At 73.5% G+C, this 21,449-nt stretch carries 16 protein-coding genes; 13 read left to right on the top strand and 3 right to left on the bottom strand.

The genetic code is table 11. The features are described from left to right. Window positions 1-14 precede the first annotated feature (14 nt). Window positions 15-461 (bottom strand): ATP-binding protein, encoded by a 447-nt coding sequence (locus ACJ6WD_RS15910; protein ID WP_020930466.1) that lies wholly within the window; start codon window positions 459-461, stop codon window positions 15-17. A gap of 175 nt (window positions 462-636) precedes the next feature. Here ACJ6WD_RS15910 and ACJ6WD_RS15905 point away from each other — a divergent pair, with 175 nt between their 5' ends. The 8 genes from ACJ6WD_RS15905 to obgE all read left to right on the top strand — a co-directional run bounded on the left by ACJ6WD_RS15905 (window position 637) and on the right by obgE (window position 12,442). Next, window positions 637-2,244 carry a CHAD domain-containing protein gene (locus ACJ6WD_RS15905; protein ID WP_407616003.1) on the top strand — a complete coding sequence of 536 codons (1,608 nt, stop codon included), beginning with the start codon at window positions 637-639 and terminating at the stop codon, window positions 2,242-2,244. A gap of 90 nt (window positions 2,245-2,334) precedes the next feature. Next, a complete protein-coding gene (locus tag ACJ6WD_RS15900; protein ID WP_233657727.1) occupies window positions 2,335-4,257 on the top strand; it encodes a TIGR03960 family B12-binding radical SAM protein in 1,923 nt (640 codons plus the stop codon). Between the two features lie 114 nt (window positions 4,258-4,371). Beyond that, window positions 4,372-4,911, top strand: a complete 540-nt coding sequence (locus ACJ6WD_RS15895) for a GNAT family N-acetyltransferase (RefSeq protein WP_233657764.1) — start codon at window positions 4,372-4,374, stop codon at window positions 4,909-4,911. Window positions 4,912-5,169: 258 nt separating this feature from the next. Further along, window positions 5,170-5,973: a TIGR03936 family radical SAM-associated protein gene (locus ACJ6WD_RS15890; protein ID WP_037635118.1), complete on the top strand. Its 804-nt coding sequence runs from the start codon at window positions 5,170-5,172 to the stop codon at window positions 5,971-5,973. 215 nt (window positions 5,974-6,188) lie between these two features. After that, window positions 6,189-9,974: a ribonuclease E/G gene (locus ACJ6WD_RS15885; protein ID WP_407616002.1), complete on the top strand. Its 3,786-nt coding sequence runs from the start codon at window positions 6,189-6,191 to the stop codon at window positions 9,972-9,974. A 245-nt stretch (window positions 9,975-10,219) separates the two neighbouring features. Further along, window positions 10,220-10,540, top strand: coding sequence for a 50S ribosomal protein L21 (rplU, locus tag ACJ6WD_RS15880; protein ID WP_016574172.1), 321 nt, complete (start codon window positions 10,220-10,222; stop codon window positions 10,538-10,540). Window positions 10,541-10,554: 14 nt separating this feature from the next. Continuing rightward, complete coding sequence (gene rpmA, locus ACJ6WD_RS15875; RefSeq protein ID WP_016574171.1) at window positions 10,555-10,812, top strand: 50S ribosomal protein L27; 258 nt, start codon at window positions 10,555-10,557, stop codon at window positions 10,810-10,812. Between the two features lie 193 nt (window positions 10,813-11,005). Continuing rightward, the gene (obgE, locus tag ACJ6WD_RS15870) at window positions 11,006-12,442 is read left to right on the top strand and encodes a GTPase ObgE (RefSeq protein WP_407616001.1); all 1,437 of its coding nucleotides are present in this window, start codon (window positions 11,006-11,008) and stop codon (window positions 12,440-12,442) included. Window positions 12,443-12,551: 109 nt separating this feature from the next. Here the strand turns inward: obgE and ACJ6WD_RS15865 are convergent, their stop codons facing one another. Next, complete coding sequence (locus ACJ6WD_RS15865) at window positions 12,552-14,639, bottom strand: hypothetical protein (RefSeq protein ID WP_233657730.1); 2,088 nt, start codon at window positions 14,637-14,639, stop codon at window positions 12,552-12,554. A 423-nt stretch (window positions 14,640-15,062) separates the two neighbouring features. Here ACJ6WD_RS15865 and proB point away from each other — a divergent pair, with 423 nt between their 5' ends. From proB to ACJ6WD_RS15840, 5 genes are all read left to right on the top strand, one after another. After that, entirely contained in the window at window positions 15,063-16,220 is a 1,158-nt protein-coding gene (gene proB, locus ACJ6WD_RS15860) for a glutamate 5-kinase (RefSeq protein ID WP_407616000.1), read from the top strand. Window positions 16,221-16,452: 232 nt separating this feature from the next. After that, window positions 16,453-16,953, top strand: coding sequence for a hypothetical protein (locus ACJ6WD_RS15855; protein ID WP_016570265.1), 501 nt, complete (start codon window positions 16,453-16,455; stop codon window positions 16,951-16,953). 223 nt (window positions 16,954-17,176) lie between these two features. Further along, complete coding sequence (locus ACJ6WD_RS15850; protein WP_233657732.1) at window positions 17,177-18,445, top strand: glutamate-5-semialdehyde dehydrogenase; 1,269 nt, start codon at window positions 17,177-17,179, stop codon at window positions 18,443-18,445. Between the two features lie 85 nt (window positions 18,446-18,530). Continuing rightward, entirely contained in the window at window positions 18,531-19,148 is a 618-nt protein-coding gene (locus tag ACJ6WD_RS15845) for a hypothetical protein (RefSeq protein ID WP_233657733.1), read from the top strand. A gap of 58 nt (window positions 19,149-19,206) precedes the next feature. Then, complete coding sequence (locus ACJ6WD_RS15840; protein ID WP_037635114.1) at window positions 19,207-20,331, top strand: hypothetical protein; 1,125 nt, start codon at window positions 19,207-19,209, stop codon at window positions 20,329-20,331. Here ACJ6WD_RS15840 and ACJ6WD_RS15835 read toward each other — a convergent pair. Further along, a complete protein-coding gene (locus ACJ6WD_RS15835) occupies window positions 20,294-21,385 on the bottom strand; it encodes a M48 family metallopeptidase (RefSeq protein ID WP_331248299.1) in 1,092 nt (363 codons plus the stop codon). The genes ACJ6WD_RS15840 and ACJ6WD_RS15835 overlap by 38 nt on opposite strands. Between the last annotated feature and the right edge of the window lie 64 nt (window positions 21,386-21,449).

The following is a 21,449-nucleotide window of genomic DNA, read 5'->3' as shown; positions in this document are numbered from 1 at the left end:
GCACCCGTGCGGGGTCAGCGCCCGGTGTGCAACTCGAACCACAGGGACGTGGTGTGCGGCGGCCCCTCGAACGGGGTCGTCCCCCAGTCGTCGGCGAGCCGACTGATCAGCAGCAGTCCGTGCGCCGGGTCCCGGTCGCCGGGCCCCCGGGCCGGGCCGGGGACGAACTGGGCGCCCTCGTCGTGCACGCTGATCCGCAGCCCGTGCGCCGCGGTCACCACCCGCAGCAGGATGTCCGCCGAGCCCGGCGTGCGCAGATGGGCCCGGGTGACCGCCTCCGAGGTCAGCAGCACGGCGGTGTCGCGCAGGGCGGCGAGCGGGCCGCGCCGCAGCACCGCCCGCACGAAGTCCCGCGCGGTCTTCGGGGCGGTGGGGCGGCTCGGCGCCGTGAGCACGTACGGGCGGGCGCCCGCCGCGACGCGGAGCGGGCTCCGGGCGAGGGCTGCGGTATCGGGGTGCACGGTTTCTCCCGGTGTCGATCGAGCGCTGGGCGCGACGCCGCACACGCAACGTCGCGCTGCGTGCGCGGACTGTCACACACGGTAAGGCACCGCGAGTCGGCGGTGCCACCCGTTCCGGGCGCGGACCGGCGCCGGTGGGCTGGTCGGTCTCGTTGCGGCTGACTAGATTCGATGCATGGCGGACACCGTGCGGGAGATCGAGCGGAAATACGAGGCGGACGGTCGGGGATCCGCCCTCGGCGCCGCCCCGGGCCGCCTGCCCGACCTGACTCGCGCCGACCGCGTCGCGGCCGTGGTGGAACGCGCCCCCGAAACCCTGGACGCCCGCTACTACGACACCGCCGACCAACGCCTGGCCGCCGACCGCCTCACCCTGCGACGGCGCACCGGCGGCCCCGATGCGGGCTGGCACCTCAAGCTCCCGGCCACGCTCCCCGGCGTCACCGGCTCGGTCCGCGACGAGATCCGCGCCCCGCTCGCCGACGCCCCGCCGCCCGAACTGACCGCGCTGGTCCGCTCCCGCACCCGCGACGCCCCGCTGGTCCCCCTCGTGCGCCTGCGGACCCGCCGCACGGTCCACGAGCTCCACGACGCCGCCGGTGCGCTGCTGGCCGAGGTCGCGGTGGACGACGTCGAGGCATGGCGGCTGCACCCCGACGGCGCGCCGGGGCCGGCCCGCTGGCGGGAGATCGAGGTCGAGCTGGCGCCCGGCGTCGGCGCCGGCCAGGAACTGCTGGACGCGGTCGAGGAGGTGCTGACCGGGGCCGGGGCGCGGCCCGCCGCGGCACCGTCCAAACTGGCCCGCGCCCTGGCCGAGACCGCCCCGCACCGCCCGGCCGGGGACGCCGCCGCCCGGCCCGCCCCCGCGGGCGCCGACCGCGCCGACGGGCACCGCGGTCGCACCGCCGGCGACGTCGTGCTGCGCTACGTCCGCGCCCAGGTGCGGGCCATCGTCGAACTGGACCCGGCCGCCCGCCGCGACCTGCCCGACGCGGTGCACCAGATGCGCGTCGCCACCCGCCGCCTGCGCAGTGCCTTCCGCTCCTACGGCGCGGTCCTGGACCGGGTCGCGACCGACCCGCTCGGCGTCGAACTCAAGTGGCTGGCAGCGGAGTTGGGGCTCGGGCGGGATCAGGAAGTGCTCGCCGAGCGACTCACCGCCGCACTGGCGGAGGTGCCCCGAGAGCTACGGCTGGGACCGGTGTCCGCCCGGCTGCGCACCTGGTCGGTCCGGCACCGCGCCGGGGCCCGGGACCGCCTGCTCGCCGCCCTCGACGGCCCCCGCTACCTCGCCCTCCTGGACGAGCTGCACGCCCTGCTCGGCGCCCCGCCGCTGCGCGGCCCCGCCGCCCGCCCTGCCCCCCGGGTCGTCGCCGGCGCCATCCTCAAGGACTACCGGCGGCTGGCCCGCCGCGTCGAGGCCGCCCTCGACGCCCCCGCCGGTCCGGCCCGCGACGAGGCGCTGCACCGCGCCCGCAAGGCCGCCAAGCGCACCCGGTACGCGGCGGAGGCGGCCGGCCCGGCGCTCGGTCGCCCCGCCCGGAAGTTCACCCGGCGCACCAAGGAGGTCCAGCAACTGCTCGGCGACCACCAGGACAGCGTGGTCGCCCGCGCCGCCCTGCGGGAACTGGCCACCCAGGCCTGCCAGGCCGGTGAGAGCGGATTCACCTTCGGCCTGCTCTACGGCCGCGAGGAGGCCCGGGCGGCCCGTGACGAACGGGAGCTGCCGGCCCTGTGGGCCGAGGTCTCCCGGCGCAAACACCGTGCCGCGCTGCGGGTCTGACCGCCGGCCGCGCACCCGCATCCGTCCGGCGGGGGGCGCCAACCGGGTTACGCTTGTGAGTCGCCCCCTGTCAGCCCACGAAGGTTCGAGATGTCCGAGTCGGTTTTCCCGCAGCTCGAAGCTCTGCTCCCCCACGTGCAGAAGCCGATCCAGTACGTCGGCGGCGAGCTGAACTCCACGGTCAAGCCGTGGGAGGCATGTGACGTCCGCTGGGCGCTCATGTACCCCGATGCCTACGAGGTCGGGCTGCCCAACCAGGGCGTCATGATCCTCTACGAGGTGCTCAACGAGCAGGAGGGCGTCCTCGCCGAGCGCACCTACAGCGTCTGGCCGGACCTCGAAGCGCTGATGCGCGAGCACGAGGTGCCGCAGTTCACCGTGGACAGCCACCGGCCCGTCGGCGACTTCGACGTCTTCGGCCTGAGCTTCTCCACCGAGCTCGGCTACACCAACATGCTCACCGCCCTGGACCTGGCCGGCATCCCGCTGGAGGCGAAGGACCGCACCGAGGACCACCCGCTGGTCCTGGCCGGCGGGCACGCCGCCTTCAACCCCGAGCCGATCGCCGACTTCCTCGACTGCGCGGTCATCGGCGACGGCGAGCAGGCCGTCCTGGACATCACCCGCATCGTCCGCGAGTGGAAGGCCGAGGGCCGCCCCGGCGGCCGGGAGGAAGTCCTCTTCCGGCTGTCCCGGACCGGCAACGTCTACGTCCCCAGGTTCTACGACGTCGAGTACCTCGCCGACGGCCGCATCGCGCGCGTCGTGCCCAACCGCTCCGGCGTCCCGTGGCGGGTCTCCAAGCACACCGTCATGGACCTCGACGAGTGGCCCTACCCCAAGCAGCCGCTCGTCCCCCTGGCCGAGACCGTCCACGAGCGGATGTCGGTCGAGATCTTCCGTGGCTGTACCCGCGGCTGCCGTTTCTGCCAGGCCGGCATGATCACGCGTCCCGTGCGGGAGCGAAGCATCACCGGCATCGGCGAGATGGTGGAGAAGGGCCTGAAGGCCACGGGATTCGAGGAGGTCGGCCTGCTGTCGCTGTCCTCCGCGGACCACACCGAGATCGGCGAAGTCGCCAAGGGCCTCGCCGACCGGTACGAGGAAGACAAGATCGGGCTGTCGCTCCCGTCGACCCGCGTCGACGCCTTCAACATCGATCTTGCCAACGAGCTGACCCGCAACGGCCGCCGCTCCGGACTGACCTTCGCCCCCGAGGGCGGCAGCGAGCGGATCCGCAAGGTCATCAACAAGATGGTCTCCGAAGAGGACCTGATCCGCACCGTCGCCACCGCCTACGGCAACGGCTGGCGCCAGGTGAAGCTCTACTTCATGTGCGGTCTGCCGACCGAGACCGACGACGACGTGCTGCAGATCGCCGACATGGCGATCAACGTCATCGCCAAGGGCCGCGAGGTCGCCAAGTCCAACGACATCCGCTGCACGGTCTCCATCGGCGGTTTCGTCCCCAAGCCGCACACGCCCTTCCAGTGGGCCCCGCAGCTCTCCGCCGAGGAGACCGACGCCCGGCTCGCCAAGCTCCGCGACAAGATCCGCGGCGACAAGAAGTACGGCCGCTCCATCGGCTTCCGCTACCACGACGGCAAGCCGGGCATCGTCGAGGGCCTGCTCTCCCGCGGTGACCGCCGCATCGGCGCGGTCATCCGCGCGGTCTACGAGGACGGCGGCCGCTTCGACGGCTGGCGCGAGCACTTCTCCTACGACCGCTGGATGGCGTGCGCCGAGAAGACGCTGCCCGACTTCGGCGTGGACGTCGCCTGGTACACCACCCGCGAGCGCGGCTACGAGGAGGTCCTGCCCTGGGACCACCTCGACTCCGGCCTCGACAAGGACTGGCTCTGGGAGGACTGGCAGGACGCCCTCGACGAGACCGAGGTCGAGGACTGCCGCTGGACCCCGTGCTTCGACTGCGGCGTGTGCCCGCAGATGGGCACCGAGATCCAGATCGGCCCCACCGGCAAGAAGCTGCTGCCGCTGACCGTCGTCAAGTGATCCGGCGACGGCCGCGGCCGTCGCTTCGGGCTCCGCGCAATCCGCCGGCCCGGCCCCCGCTTCCGTCGCGGGGCCGGGCCGGCGGCGTACCCACGGGCGGTGCGCCCGCGCAGAATGACGGTCGTGTCCCCAGAGTTGAGCGCCCCGACCGTCCGCGTCCACGCCTCCTTCCTCGCCGCCATGGAGGAATTCCGCGCGGAGGGCGTGCACCGCTCCCCGCACTCCGGCCTCGGCCGCGAGCTGCGGACCTGGCATCCCCGCTGGTCGACCGCGGAGGGTTTCGCGACCTACGTCCGACAGGTGGCGGGGGTCGTCGCGGACGAGCGGGTCGACGGCCCGGTCCCGACGTCCACGTTCTGGTGGGTGGACGGCGCCGCCTACCTGGGCCGGATCACCGTCCGGCACCGACTCACCCCGTCCCTGCACGCCTACGGCGGCCACATCGGCTACGCGGTGCGCCCCACCGCACGCCGCCAGGGGCACGCCACCGCGATGCTGCGCGCCGTGCTGCCCCGCGCCCACCGGCTGGGCATCGACCCGGTGCTGGTGACCTGCGACGACACCAACACCGGCTCGCGCCGGGTGATCGAGGCGTGCGGCGGGGTTTTCGAGGACCGCCGGGCGGAGAAGCTTCGGTACTGGATCTCCGCCTGAGCGCGGTGCCCGGGCGGTCGGCGGCCCACTCGTCCGAATGCACTTCGCCGGACGCGCGGGCCCGCGGGACGGGACCGGGACGCCCCGGCGGGAACCGCCGACGGGCGCGGCACGTACTCTAGGTAAAGACGTCCGGGCACGATGTGTCCCCGCCCACGCGGGGACGGGCCGGACGGGGCGGCACCCGCCGCGCCCTGAAACCAAGGAGAAGTGACACTGGGCAAGCGACAGCCCGAAGGCCCGCCGCCCGCACCGGCGGTGCAGCGCATCCGACTGCGCTACACCAAGCGCGGCCGCCTCCGGTTCACCAGCCACCGCGACTTCCAGCGCGCTTTCGAGCGGGCGCTGCGCCGCGCCGAGGTCCCCATGGCCTATTCGGCGGGCTTCACCCCGCACCCCAAGGTGTCGTACGCCAACGCGGCGCCGACCGGCACCGGCAGCGAGGCCGAGTACCTGGAGATCCAACTCGCCGCGCACCGCGACCCGGAGACGCTGCGCACCCTGCTCGACGCGTCGCTGCCGGACGGCCTCGACGTGACCGACGCCGTGGAGGCGCGCACCAGCGGCCTCGCCGACCGGCTCCAGGCTTCGGTGTGGGAGATCCGGCTCGACGGGGTCGCCCCCGAGGAGGCCGGGCGCGCCGTCGAGGCGTTCCTCGCCGCCGAGGAGGTGCTGGTCGAGCGCCGCACCAAGAACGGCATGCGGAGCTTCGACGCCCGGGGCGCGGTGGCACAGCTGGAGGCCACCTCGATCCACAGCGATAGGCCCGACGGCAATGCCTGTGCGATACTGCGGCTGGTTGTTCGGCATCTGACACCTGCCGTACGACCCGACGACGTCCTGTCCGGCCTCCGGGTTACGGCCGACCTGGCGCCGCCGGTCCCCGCAGCGGTGACCAGGCTGGCGCAGGGGCTGCTCGATGAGGAGACCGGCACGGTGACCGACCCGCTGGCGCCCGACCGCGACGCTGCCACGGCCGCACCATCCACGGCCGATGGGCTGAGTACCGCGACGGTGCAGGGCGGGGCCTCCCCGGCCACTTCCGGGGACGGCACTGCGTAGGACGCGTCGTCGCGTCGCCGATCCACCAGGGTGCCACCCCGGTCCGGCGGACGCACTGACCAGGAGACTTTCGCCGGTCCGGTCCACGGGCCCGGCGAGCGAGACGACAGCTCCCGTGCGGCGCCCGCGCCCCGGACTGCGGAACCGCGCCCAGCGCGCGGACCGCGGCCGGAATCAGGCGCGGCGCCCGGGAGCGTGACGGGAGAACCGCCCGCATGCTCGAATCTATTGAGCCCACCGAATCCACGCGGTCCGCGGACCACGAGGTTGACACCGACAACTCGCCCAGCGACACGCTGCCGCCGCGCCGCCGGCGCCGGGTGGCGTCCCGCCCGGCCGGCCCCCCCGCCGGCACGGGCGCCCGTACCGCCGTGGTGAGCAACGACCCGCCGGCCACCGGCACCACCCCCGCCGAGGACACCGCGCCCGCTGCCGCGTCGCAGCCCGCCGCCGACGAAGAGCGGCCGGCCCGCCCGCGCCGCCGTGCGACCCGCAAGGTCACCGCCGCGGCCGGCTCCCCGGCCCCCGCCGAGACCGCCGTCGTGCCCGAGCCCGCCGAGGCCCCGGCCGCCGTCGCGGAGGAGGAGGCCCGTCCGGCCCGTAGCCGTCGTCGGGCGACCCGCAAGGCGACTGCTCCGGCCGGTGCGCCGCAGGTGACCGCCGAGGAAGCGGCCCCCGTCGCGGAGCCGGCGCCGGCCGCCGCCGCTGCGGAGGCCCCGGCCGCCGCCGCGGAGGACGAGGCCCGTCCGGCCCGTACCCGTCGCCGCGCGACCCGCAAGGCGACCGCCCCGGTCGCCGCGGCGCCGGTCGTCGAGGAGCCCGCCGCCGAGGAGGCGGAAGAAGAAGAGGAAGCCGTCGCGGAGGCCGTCGAGGCCCCGGCCGCCGCCGTCGCGGAGGAGGAGGCGCGTCCGGCCCGTAGCCGTCGTCGGGCGACCCGCAAGGCGACCGCCCCGGCTGGTGCGCCGCAGGTGAGCGCCGAGGAGGCGGCCCCCGTCGCCGAGCCGGCGCCGGCCGCCGAGGAGACCGCCGAGGCCGAGGCGCCGCGGCGCCGGTCGCGCCGCCGTACCGAGCGCTCCGCCGCGGCGCCGGTCGCCGAGGCGCCCGCGGCCCGTGCCGCGGAGGAGCCGGCGACCGAGGCACCGGCGCGCGGTCGCCGCCGGGCGCAGCGCCCGCCGACGGCCGTCTTCCAGGCACCGGTCTTCGCCGAGCCGATGTTCCAGACCCCCGAGAGCGCCGCCGCCGCGCACGCCGCTGCGCGCCAGGAGGAGACCGAGACGGTCGTGGAGACGCCGGAGGAGGCGCCCGCGCCGTCGCGTCGCCGTCGCCGTCGTCGTGGTGAGCCGGCCGAGGTCGAGGCCGTGACGCCGGCACCGGTCGAGGAGCCCGCCGCCGCGCCCGCCGAGCCCGCGCCCGCCGCCGTCGAGGCCGAGGAGGCCGAGGAAGCCGACGAGGAGCACGTCGAGGCCGGGACCGGCGACGAGGGCGAGCGTCCCTCGCGCCGGCGCCGTCGGGGCGGTCGTCGCCGTCGCCGCGGTGAGGCCGCCGACGGTGCCGAGGAGGCGTTCGCGGAGAGCGGCGCGGCCGAGGACGAGGAGGAGCCGGAGGCCGCCGAGGCTGAGGAAGGCACCGAGGACCACCCGGAGGCCGGGGGCAGCTCCAGCAGCCGTCGCCGCCGTCGCCGTCGCCGGCGCAGCGGGGAGGGCGCGGAGGGCGACGGCTCGCACACCGACGACCCGGAGCGCACGGTCGTCAAGGTCCGCGAGCCCCGCAAGAAGGACGAGGGCACCGGCGCCGACGAGGTCCAGTCCATCAAGGGCTCGACGCGCCTGGAGGCCAAGAAGCAGCGCCGCCGCGAGGGGCGCGAGCAGGGCCGCCGCCGGGTCCCGATCATCACCGAGGCGGAGTTCCTGGCGCGCCGGGAGGCCGTCGAGCGGGTGATGGTGGTCCGCCAGAGCGGCGAGCGCACCCAGATCGGCGTCCTTGAGGACAACGTGCTCGTCGAGCACTTCGTCAACAAGGAGCAGGCCACCTCGTACGTCGGCAACGTCTACCTCGGCAAGGTGCAGAACGTCCTGCCGTCGATGGAGGCCGCCTTCGTCGACATCGGCAAGGGCCGCAACGCCGTGCTGTACGCGGGCGAGGTCAACTTCGAGGCGCTGGGCATGGCCAACGGGCCGCGCCGCATCGAGACCGCGCTGAAGTCCGGCCAGTCCGTCCTGGTCCAGGTCACCAAGGACCCGATCGGCCACAAGGGCGCCCGGCTCACCAGCCAGGTCTCCCTCCCCGGCCGCTACCTGGTCTACGTGCCCGAGGGCTCGATGACCGGCATCAGCCGCAAGCTCCCGGACACCGAGCGGGCCCGGCTGAAGCAGATCCTCAAGAAGATCGTCCCCGAGGACGCGGGCGTCATCGTGCGCACCGCCGCCGAGGGCGCGAGCGAGGACGAACTGCGCCGCGACGTCGAGCGGTTGCAGGCCCAGTGGGAAGAGATCCAGAAGAAGGCGAAGGCGGCCTCCACCAGCTCGCCGAGCCTGCTGTACGGCGAGCCGGACATGACCGTCCGGGTCGTCCGGGACATCTTCAACGAGGACTTCTCCAAGGTCATCGTCAGTGGTGACGACGCCTGGCAGACCATCCAGGGCTACGTCTCGCACGTCGCGCCGGACCTCGTGGACCGGCTGCAGAAGTGGACCTCCGAGGTCGACGTCTTCGCGACGTACCGGATCGACGAGCAGCTGATGAAGGCGCTGGACCGCAAGGTCTGGCTGCCCAGCGGCGGGTCGCTGGTGATCGACAAGACCGAGGCCATGGTCGTGATCGACGTCAACACCGGGAAGTTCACCGGGCAGGGCGGCAACCTCGAGGAGACCGTCACCCGGAACAACCTGGAGGCGGCCGAGGAGATCGTGCGCCAGCTGCGGCTGCGCGACCTGGGCGGCATCGTCGTCATCGACTTCATCGACATGGTCCTGGAGTCCAACCGGGACCTGGTGCTGCGGCGTCTGCTGGAGTGCCTGGGCCGGGACCGCACCAAGCACCAGGTGGCCGAGGTCACCTCGCTCGGCCTGGTCCAGATGACCCGCAAGCGGGTCGGCCAGGGCCTGCTGGAGTCGTTCTCCGAGCAGTGCGTGCACTGCAACGGCCGCGGCGTGCTCGTCCACATGGACCAGCCGTCGGCCGGTGGCGGCAAGCGCAAGAAGAAGGGCAAGGCCGGGGCGAACGGTGCCCAGCCGGAGCAGCCGGCCGAGGCCACCACAGAGGGCACCGCGGAGCCGGTGGCCGCGCCGGTGGCCGAGGAGGAGGCGCCGGAGCTGGAGCCGGTCGCGGTGACCGAGGCCCAGTTGCAGCCGTCGGTGGACGGTGCCGACGAGTGGTACAGCAGCCCCGCGGAGGCCGAGGCCGCCGCGACCGGGCGTGCCCGGGGCCGCCGTCGGGTGAGCCGGAAGGTGTCGGCGCCGGCCGGCGCGCCCAAGGCCGCCGCGGAGGCCGCCTCGATCGTGCTGCCGGCCGCCGAGCCGACCGCCCCGGTCGCGGAGCCGGAGCCCGCCGTGGAGCCCGTCGCCGAGGCGGTCGAGGCCGCTCCGGTCGCCGAGCCCGCACCGGCCCGTCCGCGTCGCCGCGCCACCCGTCGGGTGTCCGCTCCGGCGGGCGCGCCGGAGGTCGCCGAGGACGCCGGGACGATCGTCATCAGCGCGCCGGTGACCGAGCCGGCCGCGGAGCCGGTCGCCGAGGCTCCCGAGCAGCCCGCCGAGGTCGTGGAGGGCGCGGAGGCCGTCGAGCCGGCACCCGCGGCCAAGAAGACCGTGAAGAAGGCGGCGGCGAAGAAGACGACCGCCAAGAAGGCGGCCGCGAAGAAGACCACGGCCAAGAAGACGGCGGCGAAGAAGACCACCGCCAAGAAGGCCGCGGTCAAGAAGACCACCGCGAAGAAGACGACGACGAAGAAGACCGCGGCGAAGAAGACCGCGGCCGCTTCGGCGCCGGCCTCCGCGGAGGACTGAGCAGTGCCCGGCCCCGGACCGTCGCGAGGCGGTCCGGGGCCGGTTTGACCCCCTGGTCGAGGCCCCGTAACCTTGACCGTCGGTGTCTGTGTGACACCACCCCTTCTGAGCACACACCTCTCGGCCTCGCCGAGGGAGGCCGCTCGTCCCGCTCGTGGTCCACGGGTCGGATTCCACGGGACGTCCCTGAGCCCGTGAGAGCGGCTGGCATCAGAGGATCCGTTTCTAAGGAGAGAGAGTTCCGCGTGTACGCGATCGTGCGCACCGGCGGACGCCAGCAGAAGGTTGCTGTTGGCGACGTCATCGAGGTTGACCGCATTTCCACCAGCGAGGTCGGCGAGACCGTCGAGCTCTCCACGCTGCTGGTCGTCGATGGTGACGCGGTCACCAGCGACCCGTGGGTCCTGGCCGGCGTGAAGGTCCAGGCCGAGGTCGTCGACCACCACAAGGGCGACAAGATCCGGATCCAGAAGTACAAGAACAAGACCGGTTACAAGAAGCGGATCGGCCACCGCCAGCTCCACACGGCGCTGAAGATCACCGGCATCGACGCTCCGGCGAAGTAAGGGACTGAGGAGACATGGCACATAAGAAGGGCGCATCGTCCACTCGGAACGGTCGCGATTCCAATGCTCAGCGGCTCGGCGTGAAGCGCTTCGGCGGTCAGGCCGTCCTCGCCGGTGAGATCCTGGTTCGCCAGCGTGGCACCCACTTCCACCCGGGCACGGGCGTCGGTCGCGGTGGCGACGACACCCTGTTCGCCCTGCAGCCCGGCGCGGTGCAGTTCGGCACCTTCCGCGGCCGCAAGGTCGTGAACATCGTCCCGGTCGCCGAGTAATTTCGGCCCGGACGACACACGTCGACAGCACGTCAGGGGCGGACCGCCTCTTCTCGCGCCAAGCGGGAAGAACGGTCCGCCCTTGGCGCGTTATGAACAAGACATTCCCGCTGTACGCGCGGTATTGCCGGGCGTAGGCGGATATTCCGCTCAGAACGCACGACAACCCCGCTGATCTGGAGGCATCCCCACCATGACCACCTTCGTGGACCGCGTCGAGCTGCAGGTCGCCGCGGGTAACGGAGGCCACGGCTGCGCCTCCGTCCATCGGGAGAAGTTCAAGCCGCTCGGCGGCCCCGACGGCGGCAACGGCGGTCGCGGCGGTGACGTGATCCTGGTCGTCGACCAGGACGTCACCACGCTCCTCGACTACCACCACCACCCGCACCGCAAGGCCACCAACGGCCAGCCGGGCGCGGGCGACAACCGCGAGGGCAAGAACGGCAAGGACCTGGTCCTGCCGGTGCCCGACGGCACCGTGGTGCTCGACAAGAACGGCGAGGTGCTGGCCGACCTGGTGGGCCAGGGCACGCAGTTCGTCGCCGGCCAGGGCGGTCGCGGGGGCCTGGGCAACGCCGCGCTGGCCTCGGCCCGCCGCAAGGCGCCCGGCTTCGCGCTGCTCGGCGAGCCCGGCGAGGGCCGCGACATCGTGCTGGAGCTGAAGACCGTCGCGGACGTCGCGCTGGTCGGCTACCCGAGCGCCGGCAAGTCCTCGCTGATCTCGGTGCTGTCGGCCGCCAAGCCGAAGATCGCCGACTACCCGTTCACGACGCTGGTGCCCAACCTCGGCGTGGTGACCGCCGGCTCGACGGTCTACACCATCGCCGACGTCCCCGGCCTGATCCCGGGCGCCAGCCAGGGCAGGGGGCTGGGCCTGGAGTTCCTGCGGCACGTCGAGCGCTGCGAGGTGCTGGTGCACGTCCTGGACACCGCCACCCTGGAGTCGGACCGCGACCCGGTCTCCGACCTCGACATCATCGAGGAGGAGCTGGCCCAGTACGGCGGCCTCGACGACCGGCCGCGGGTGGTCGTGCTCAACAAGGTCGACATCCCGGACGGCAAGGACCTCGCCGACATGATCCGCCCGGACCTGGAGGAGCGCGGCTACCGCGTCTTCGAGGTCTCCGCGGTCGCCCGCCAGGGCCTCAAGGAGCTGTCGTACGCCCTGGCGGACATCGTCGCCACGGCGCGGGCCGCCAAGCCGGCCCAGGAGGCCACCCGCATCGTGATCCGCCCCAAGGCGGTGGACGACGCGGGCTTCACGGTCACCAAGGAGGCCGACGGCCTCTTCCGCGTCCGGGGCGAGAAGCCCGAGCGCTGGGTCCGCCAGACCGACTTCAGCAACGACGAGGCCGTCGGCTACCTGGCCGACCGGCTCAACCGCCTGGGCGTGGAGGACGCGCTCCTCAAGGCCGGCGCCCGCGCCATGGACGGCGTGGCGATCGGTTCCGACGAGGACGCCGTGGTCTTCGACTGGGAGCCGTCGATGTCGGCCGGCGCGGAGATGCTCGGCCGCCGCGGTGAGGACCACCGCTTCGAGGCCCCGCGTCCTGCGGCCCAGCGGCGCCGCGACCGCGATGCGGAGCGCGACGAGGCGCAGGGCGAGTACGACGGCTTCTCGCCGTTCTGAGCCGTACCCGCCCGGCCGGACCGGGCGGGTACGCACACGCAGGCCCCGGGAGGAACGCTCCTCCCGGGGCCTGCGGGCGTTTGCGGGGCCGTGCGCGGGCCCCTGCGGGTCAGACGGCGGCGGTGGCGTCCGGGGCGCCGCCGGAGCCGTGCCGGGCCGTCTCGGCGCCGGTCACGCCCTGCTGCGAGCGCTGCACGGGGATCCCGGACAGCCGGCTCTCCATCCGGCGCTGCCGCTCGTCGGCCTGGAAGAGCAGGTCCAGGGCGGCCTGGTTGAAGCGGACCGCCGAGGGCGGGTCGGACGGGCCGAGCAGGTGCTCCTTGAGCTCGGCGCGGTCCGCGGCCATCTCGTCCCGCCCCGGGTCGCGGACGGCTTCCAGGAGCGCGGGAACACCGGACGCGTCGGGGGCGAGGACGCGGGCCGCCCGCACCGTCGGGAAGTTCGCGCGGAAGTCGTCCTCGGTCATCCCGGAGGTGTTGGCGACCGCGTACGGCTTCTCGCTGGTCAGGTAGTCGGAGACCACGCTGGAGACGTCGCTGATCAGCAGGTCCGCCTGGTTGAAGCAGGTGAAGATGCCGGGGCGCACGGTGGTGATGACGCGGTGCTCCCACTCCGGGAAGGAGTTCCAGTACGCCTCCTCCCAGGCGACGACCGCGGCCTCGACGGCCGCCGCGCGGCCCTCTTCGGGCGTGCTCTGGAGCCGCATCCGCTCCAGTTCGTCGGCGCTCTTGCGGAAGTCGGCGGTGGTCAGCCGGTCCAGTTCGGCGGTGCGGCGGGCCAGTTCGGCGGTCGCCTCCGGGCCCGGCAGTGCGCCGCCGCGCCCGGTGTTGGCCTCCGCGATCATCGCCTGGATGCGGGCGTTGGCGGCGCCGGCCCGCGGGTCCACCGATCCGGTCATCGGGTGCGGCTTGTACAGCAGTCGCACGGTGGGGTCGGCGAGCAGGGCGCGGACGATGTTCTCGCCGGCCAGGATCACCGAGGTGTTGCCCGGGTTGCCGTCCCAGCCCTCCCAGGTGGGGGCGTAGAGCACGGTGGTGTAGCGGCCGAGCGGGGCGCCCTCGTAGGGGCGGATCGGCGCCAGTTGGGGGCGGCCGACCTCGACGACGTCCTTGTCCTCGATGCCGATGTCGGCGAGCTGGTAGCGGTCCCGGGCCGCCGGGCCGGCCACCCACACCTCGTCGTACGCCTTGGCGTACGGGTTGCAGGAGGAGAGCTTGTCGCTCTCGCCGTGGTTGATGAAGGCGTGCTTGATGGAGGGGATCCGCAGGATCTGCGAGGTCTTGCCGGAGTTCGCGGGGTGCAGCAGCACCTTGAGGGTGGAGTGCTCCAGCCGCATCAGGTGGGCGACCTTCGGGATGCAGACGATCGGGACGTCGGTGGCCTCGATCTTCTGCACCATGAACCGCTCGCGGAGCACGATGATCGGCCGGCCCTCCAGCCCGGCCAGGGTGCCGAGCCACATGTTGGCCTGGTAGGCGGAGGAGGCGCCGCCGGAGAAGTACATGCCGACCGTGGGGCGGTAGGCGGCCAGCCAGTCGTCCAGCCATTCCAGGGCGCGCTGTTCGGTGACGACCTGTTTGCCGGGCAGCAGCCAGGTGCTCAGGTACAGGGTGCCGCCGGCGGAGAGCAGTAGGGCGACGCCGATGCCGATGCCGCCCCAGAAGGCGTTGCCGGTGATCGCGGTGACCATTATCCCGGCCGTGGTGGGCACGGAGAAGCGCAGCAGTCGGCGGCCGGTCTGGCGGTAGAGGAGCCGCGGCGGGGCGTCGGTCAGACCCAGTGCGCTCGCGTCGACGTTGCGGGTGACGATCGGCAGGCTCCGGGAGCGGCGGACCAGCACCGCGACCGCCTGGCACACGAAGTGGGTGCCGTAGAAGGCGAGCAGGGTGATGGTGAGGGGGGCCTGCTCCTCCAGGGGGTTGATGCCGTCGATGTGCAGGAGGCCGACCAGCATCAGCATGTCCCGCAGTAGCTGACGCACCGTCACGTCGAAGCGGATCCGGCCGAGGAGGGCCAGCAGTCCGGGCTGCTGGTGCTGGAGGACCAGGTCAAGAACCAGGTTGACCACGGACGCTGCGATGAACAGCGGAATGACGGGCAGCAGCGCGCCGATCAGCTGGGCGGTGAACGCGACCATCATCGCGAAGAGCGCCGCGAGCTGGACGGCTCGTCTGGGGGCGATTCCGGCGGAAGGCACGGGGGAGGGCTCCTGGCAGCAGAAAGGTCATGGAGGGGGGAGGCCGGGGACGGCGGCCGGGTCCCGCGCTGCGACGCCGCCGGAGCGGCGAAACGGGACCGATGGACACCCGACCGTATGACCTCGTTGGCCTTGGTGACAATCTGCTGTGGCCCTCTTCGCCGCGAAACGGACCAATCGAACGCAACCTTCGAGTGTCATTCTCCGTCTTAGTTCTTTTCGGCCCGACTTCGAGTCCGCCCCGCCCGGTCGCCCGGCCACGCTGTCCGCCGGGACGTCCGCCAGGCGATATGGCGAGGCGCCCGCCGAGGCCGCTGCCGTAGATTTGCGGCTGTACGGGTTCCGTACGGCACAGGGATCGGCGAGCACAGGGGTATGCAGGTGGCTGCGGCAACGCGAGGCGAAGGAGCGGCCAGGAAGGCCATGACCGAGGGCGGTGACGGGTCGGGGGCGCCGTCCGCCGGCGGACAGGGGCGGGAGGGCGTGGCGGACGCCCGCCGCATCGTGGTGAAGGTCGGCTCGTCCTCGCTGACCACGGCCACGGGAGGACTGGACGCCGACCGGGTCGACGCCCTGGTGGACGTCATCGCCAAGTACCAGGACAAGGAGGTCGTGCTGGTCTCCTCGGGAGCCATCGCCGCCGGCCTGGCCCCCCTGGGACTCGACCGCCGCCCCCGCGACCTCGCCCGGCAGCAGGCCGCCGCGAGCGTCGGACAGGGCCTGCTGGTCGCCCGCTACACCGCGTCCTTCGCCCGTTACGGCCGCCGGGTCGGCCAGGTGCTGCTCACCGCCGACGACACCAGCCGCCGGGCCCACTACCGCAACGCCTGCCGCACCCTCGACCAGCTGCTGGCCATGGGTGCGGTGCCGATCGTCAACGAGAACGACACCGTCGCCACCGACGAGATCCGCTTCGGCGACAACGACCGGCTGGCCGCCCTCGTCGCCCACCTCGTCCGCGCCGACCTGCTGATCCTCCTCTCCGACGTGGACGGCCTCTACGACGGCGACCCGTCGCTGCCCGGTACGTCCCGGATAGACCAGGTCAGCGGCCCCAAGGACCTGGAGGGCATCTCCATCGGGAGCGCCGGCAGGTCCGGCGTCGGGACCGGCGGCATGGTCACCAAGGTCGAGGCGGCCCGGATCGCGGCCGCCGCCGGCATCCCGGTCGTGCTCACCTCCGCCGTGCACGCCGCGGACGCGCTGGCCGGCGCCACCACCGGCACCCACTTCCTGCGCACCGGCCGCCGCTCCGCCGACCGGCTGCTGTGGCTGGCCCACGCCTCCGCGCCGCAGGGCGCCCTGGTGCTGGACGACGGCGCGGTGCGGGCCGTCGTCGAACGGAACTCCTCGCTGCTGCCCGCCGGCATCTCCGCCGTCGAGGGCGACTTCTCCGCCGGGGACCCGGTCGAGCTGCGGGACGCGGGCGGCCGCGCGGTCGCCCGTGGGGTGGTCAACTTCGACGCCCGGGAAATCCCCCGATTGATTGGTCGTTCGACCCGGGATCTGGCTCGCGAGCTCGGACCGGCGTATGAGCGCGAGGTCGTGCACCGCGACGACCTGGTGCTGCTCCAGCACTGAACCGCCGCTGACGGGTCCCCGGCGCGGCCCGCGCGGCGCCGGGCTCCATCAGCCTTTCACCGGGGACCTTCGGCAAAACGGCCCCGCGAGCGGCCGCGGGCTGGTCAACTTTGTTGCGGGGGCGCCGCAGCGGAGCGCCCCCAGCGCGCGAGCGCAGACGTCGAAGGACGACCGCACCAGTCGGCTCCGCACCGTGAAGGGGCGGAGCGATTCGCATCACAGGAGGCCGCCGGTGACACGAGGGCGCCCAGGGGCTCCGGCCCGAGGGACGGCGGAGCGCACACTGACCAGCGTCGGGACCGGACGGACCGCCGCCCTGCCGGAGGAACCCGGCCGGCGTGCGGAGCGGGACCGGGCGGCGCCGCGGGCGCGGGAGGGCGAGCGCCGGGAGACGTCCCGGCTGTGGCACGTCACCCTCAGCGTCTCGGGCGCCGAAGCCCCCTTGAAGGAGGTCCGGCGGGCGCTCGAACAGCTCGCCCACGACCACCCGTTCCTGCTGACCAGCCGCTACGCCAACGACCACGCCGAGATCCGGTACTGGGAGGAGGCCCGGGACCTGCACGACGCGGCGGCCGTCGCCCTCCGCCTGTGGGGCGAACACCGCTCGACGGCCAAGCTGCCGCCCTGGGAGATCGTCGGCCTGGAGGTCATCGACCGGGAGACGTACCACCAGCGCGTCGCCGAGGGCTACGGGCCGCCGCCGGCCTCACCGGTCGGCGTGCACCCCTATTAGGACCGCTCCGCATGAGGACCGCTCCGACTACCAGGACCGCTCCGACCGATCCGCGCCCCGGTCCCACCGGGACCGGCCGGACGGCCCGTGGGGGACGCGATCCCGCGGCGCCGTAGCGCACCGGCCCGCACGACGGTCCACCGGCCGCACCGCCGGTGTGACCGGCGTCCCGCTCTGTGGGATCCGGCGCGGCCGCCGTCCGGCGCGGCGTTAGGCTGCGGCCATGACCAGCAGCGCATCCCAGTCCTCACCCGTCCTCGACACCGCCCGCCGTGCCAAGGAGGCGGCCGCCGTCCTGGCCCCGCTGCCGCGCACGGCCCGCGACGGGGCGCTGCTCGCCATCGCCGACGCCCTGGTGGCGCAGACCGACGCCCTGGTGGCGGCCAACGCCCAGGACGTCGAGAAGGCCCGGGCCGCCGGCACCTCCGCGTCGATCGTGGACCGCCTCACCCTCACCCCCGACCGGATCGCGGCTATCGCCGACGACGTCCGCAAGGTCGTCGGGCTGCCCGACCCGGTCGGCGAAGTGGTGCGCGGCTCGACCCTGCCCAACGGCCTCGACCTGCGTCAGGTCCGGGTCCCGCTCGGCGTGGTCGGCATCATCTACGAGGCCCGGCCCAACGTGACGGTGGACGCCGCCGCCCTCTGCCTGAAGTCCGGCAACGCCGTGCTGCTGCGCGGCTCCTCCTCCGCCTACGCCTCCAACAGCGCGCTGGTGGACGTGCTCCGGGGCGCCGTGGAGAGCGCCGGGCTGCCGGCCGACGCCGTCCAGTTGGTGCCCGGCGAGAGCCGGGACTCGGTGCGCGCGCTGATGCGCGCCCGCGGCCTGGTCGACGTGCTGATCCCGCGTGGCGGCGCCGCCCTGATCCGCACGGTCGTGGAGGAGTCCACCGTGCCCGTCATCGAGACCGGCACCGGCAACTGCCACGTCTACGTCGACGAGGCCGCCGACCTCGACATGGCGATCGACATCCTGGTCAACTCCAAGGCCCAGCGCCCCAGCGTCTGCAACGCCGCCGAGACGGTGCTGGTGCACGCCGGCATCGCCGAGAAGTTCCTGCCGCGCGCCCTGGAGGCGCTGACCCAGGCCGGTGTGGTGGTGCACGGCGACGCCGCCTGGCAGCAGGTCGGCCCCGGCCTGGTCGCCCCGGTCACCGACGAGGACTGGGCGACCGAGTACCTCTCCTACGACATCGCGGCCGCCGTGGTGCCCGACCTGGACGCCGCCGTGGCGCACATCCGCCGCTGGTCCTCCGGCCACACCGAGGCCATCGTCACCGGCTCGCAGGCGGCCGCCCGCCGTTTCACCCAGTTGGTGGATTCCACGACGGTCGCGGTCAACGCCTCGACCCGCTTCACCGACGGCGGCGAGTTCGGCTTCGGCGCCGAGATCGGCATCTCCACCCAGAAGCTGCACGCCCGCGGCCCCATGGGCCTGCCCGAGCTGACGTCCACGAAGTACATCGTCACGGGCGACGGCCACACCCGCTGACCCACCCCGCGGACGGCCCCGTTCCGCTGCTATCCGACCGCTTCCCTCCCTGCCCAAAAGGTCCGGCCGGGGCTACTCTGGACGGGTGCCGGACGACGTGGGGGGCAAGCCGTTCCCGGACGGCGAAGAGCCCGACGAGCACCACCACGGGAGCCACGGACGAGCGGACGAGGAGTTCGCTTCCGTGGTCTTCGACGAGGACTTCGTACGGTCCGCGACGATCCACGAGCCCTCGGCGGTCGAGCGGATGTTGGCCGCCGCCGAGGCGCGCGCGGAGGCCGAGGCGGCCGCCCGCCCGGGGGGCGGTTTCGGACCGGACGACGACTACGACCACGAGGACGCCGGAGCGCGCCTCGGCGACCGCGCGGCCTACCCGCCGGACGACCCCTACGGCCCCTATGGCGGGTCCCTGCGCCCCTACCGCGGCACCGCCCGGTGGCACCGGCCCATCGCCTGGGTACTGGCCGTCGTGATGGGCGTCGGACTGGTGGCGCTGGCCTTCAGCGCCGTCTACCGCGGCGCCGCCGGCCGCGGGCAGAGCCCCGCGCCGCCGGCCAGCACCACCGGCGTCGACGCCCCGTCCTCCGGCGCGCCCCCCAACGGCGGCCGGGACGCCCTGCGGGCGCCGCGTCCCGGCGTGCCGACGGCCGGCTCCGCGGAACCGCTGCGCCCGTCGTTCTCCGCGGGTCCCGGGCCGCACTGACCGAAGTTGGGATGCGCTCCCGCGTTTACGTCGGCCCCGTCAGACCTACCCTTGTTGTATGACCGGGCCTGGTGACCCTCCGGAAGGGACGCCCGACGGCGCCCCGGGAGGCGGTGACGACGAGTACCGATCCGTGGTCTTCGACGAGCGGTTCGTGCGTGCCGCGCGACTGCAGGAGTTCTCCGCCGACGAGCGGCTGGGGGAGCATCACGCACCGGCGGTGAAGATCCGCCACGCATGGTTGCGGCTGGGCGGATCCCGGCAGGCGGTCCTGTTGGTGCTGCTGATCGTGCTGGCCTTCGGCACCGCGGTCTACATGGGCGTCCGCCACCCGTACAAGGCCCCCGAGCCGGTCCGGGCCGAGCCGTTGCGGTCCTCGGTGGTGCCGCTGGCGCCGCCCGCCGCCGTACCGGGCGCGGCCCCCGCCGACCTCTTCGCGCACAGCCCGGCGGCCGACTACCGGATCGGGGCGGCCGGCATCAACCTGCCCGCCGTCCAGCGCAGTGCGCACTTCTCCGACGGCCAGATCGTCTCCGCGCTGACCATCGCCAAGGACTACCTCGTCCGCTCCTCGGTGGACCCGGCCACCCTCACCGGCGGCTCCGTGCGGCCTGTCCGGCTGCTGCTGGACACCGGCCAACTCGACCAGTTCGACCGGAGCCTCGCACACCCCGACGACAACGGGCGGGACGCGGCGACCGGCTGGCTGGTCCGCTTCGACGCGAAGCAGCTCCGGCTCGCCGACCGCAACGTCCGCGTCAACGGCACGCTGGACGCAACGGAGTTGAGCCCGGACACCCTCGACGTCGCCGCCGACTACACCTTCGTCTACGCCGTGCAGCCGGCCCCGGGCGCCCCGGCGGACGCCGCCGGGCAGCACACCGGCACGCCGACGGCGGGCGCCGCCTCGCTCGTCACCGTCCGGCGCCAACTGCACTTCCGGATCGGCCGGGACGACCTGGCCGACCACCGCCTGGTGGTCGTGCAGAGCAGCCTGCAGGCCGGGCCGATGACCTGCTCCTCGGACCCGGCCGACACGCTGCACCCGCTGCTCGCCGGACAGCACGCGGGACCCGACCGGCCCGCCGGCACCGACCCCTACGCGCGGGGCCGGGTCAACGCCGCGCTCTGCGGCGAGCTGTCGGCTACTTCCCAGCCGACTCCGAGCCGTCCGATCCGCTAGCGCCGTTCGTGCCGTTCCCGTTCGGGCGCGTGCCGAACACCGTGTCGCGGAGCTTGCCGCCCAGGTCGCCGGCACCGCCCGCGATGTCCCGCACCAGGCCCATCAGCGGGTCCTTGCTGGTGCGCACCGAGTCGGCGTAGTGCGCCGCGGAGTCCTTGAACGAGTCGGACACCGAGGCGTCCTTGTCCTCGTCGCGGCGCGGGTAGTGGCCGTCCATGATGCGCTGGTAGTCGCGGCTCTCGGCCCACTTCTTCAGCTCGGCGGCCCGCACGGTGGTGAACGGGTGGCTGCGCGGCAGGAGGTTGAGGATCTTCAGCACGGAGTCGCGCAGGTCGCCCCCGGACTCGTACTCCTCGGCCTGCTTGAGGAACGCGTCGACGTTCATCTCGTGCAGGTGGTTGCCGCCGGCCAGCTTCATCAGGCCGCGCATCGACGCCTGGAGGTCCTGCCCGACCAGCAGGCCGGCCCGGTCGGCCGACAGCTCCGACTTGCGGAACCACTCGCGCAGCGCCGTCACGATCGCCATGACCGCGACGTTGCCGAGCGGGATCCAGGCCACCTTGGTGGCGAGGTTGGTCAGGAACAGCAGGATCGTGCGGTAGACCGCGTGCCCCGAGAGGGCGTGGCCCACCTCGTGGCCGACGACGGCCCGCATCTCCTCCTCGTCGAGCAGCTCGACCAGGCCGGTCGTCACGACGATGATCGGCTCGTCCAGGCCGATGCACATGGCGTTGGGCTGCGGGTCCTGATTGACGTACATCGGCGGGACCTTCTCCAGGTCCAGGACGTAGCAGGCGTCGCGCAGCATGGCGTGGAGATGGGCGAACTGCTGGTCGCTGACACGGACCGAGTCCGACAGGAAGAGCAGCCGCAGACTGCGCTCCGGCAGCAGACCGCTGAGCGTCTTGAAGACGGTGTCGAACCCGCTCAGCTTGCGCAGCGCGACCAGCGCCGAGCGATCTGCCGGGTGCTCGTAGGACCGCGACGAGATGCCGGGGAACCGCTTGCGGTTCCGGCTCGGGGCGTTCGCGTCGCTGCCTGGGCTCTCCGTCATTGGGGCCTCCCCCTGTTCGACTGCGTGTGATTCAGACTAGAGGACGCCACTGACGGGCGAATGG

Source organism: Streptomyces sp. VTCC 41912 (assembly GCF_045799175.1).
In the GTDB taxonomy this organism is placed as follows: Bacteria; Actinomycetota; Actinomycetes; order Streptomycetales; family Streptomycetaceae; genus Streptomyces; species Streptomyces albulus_C.
This window is presented reverse-complemented; position numbering and strand designations above follow the sequence as displayed.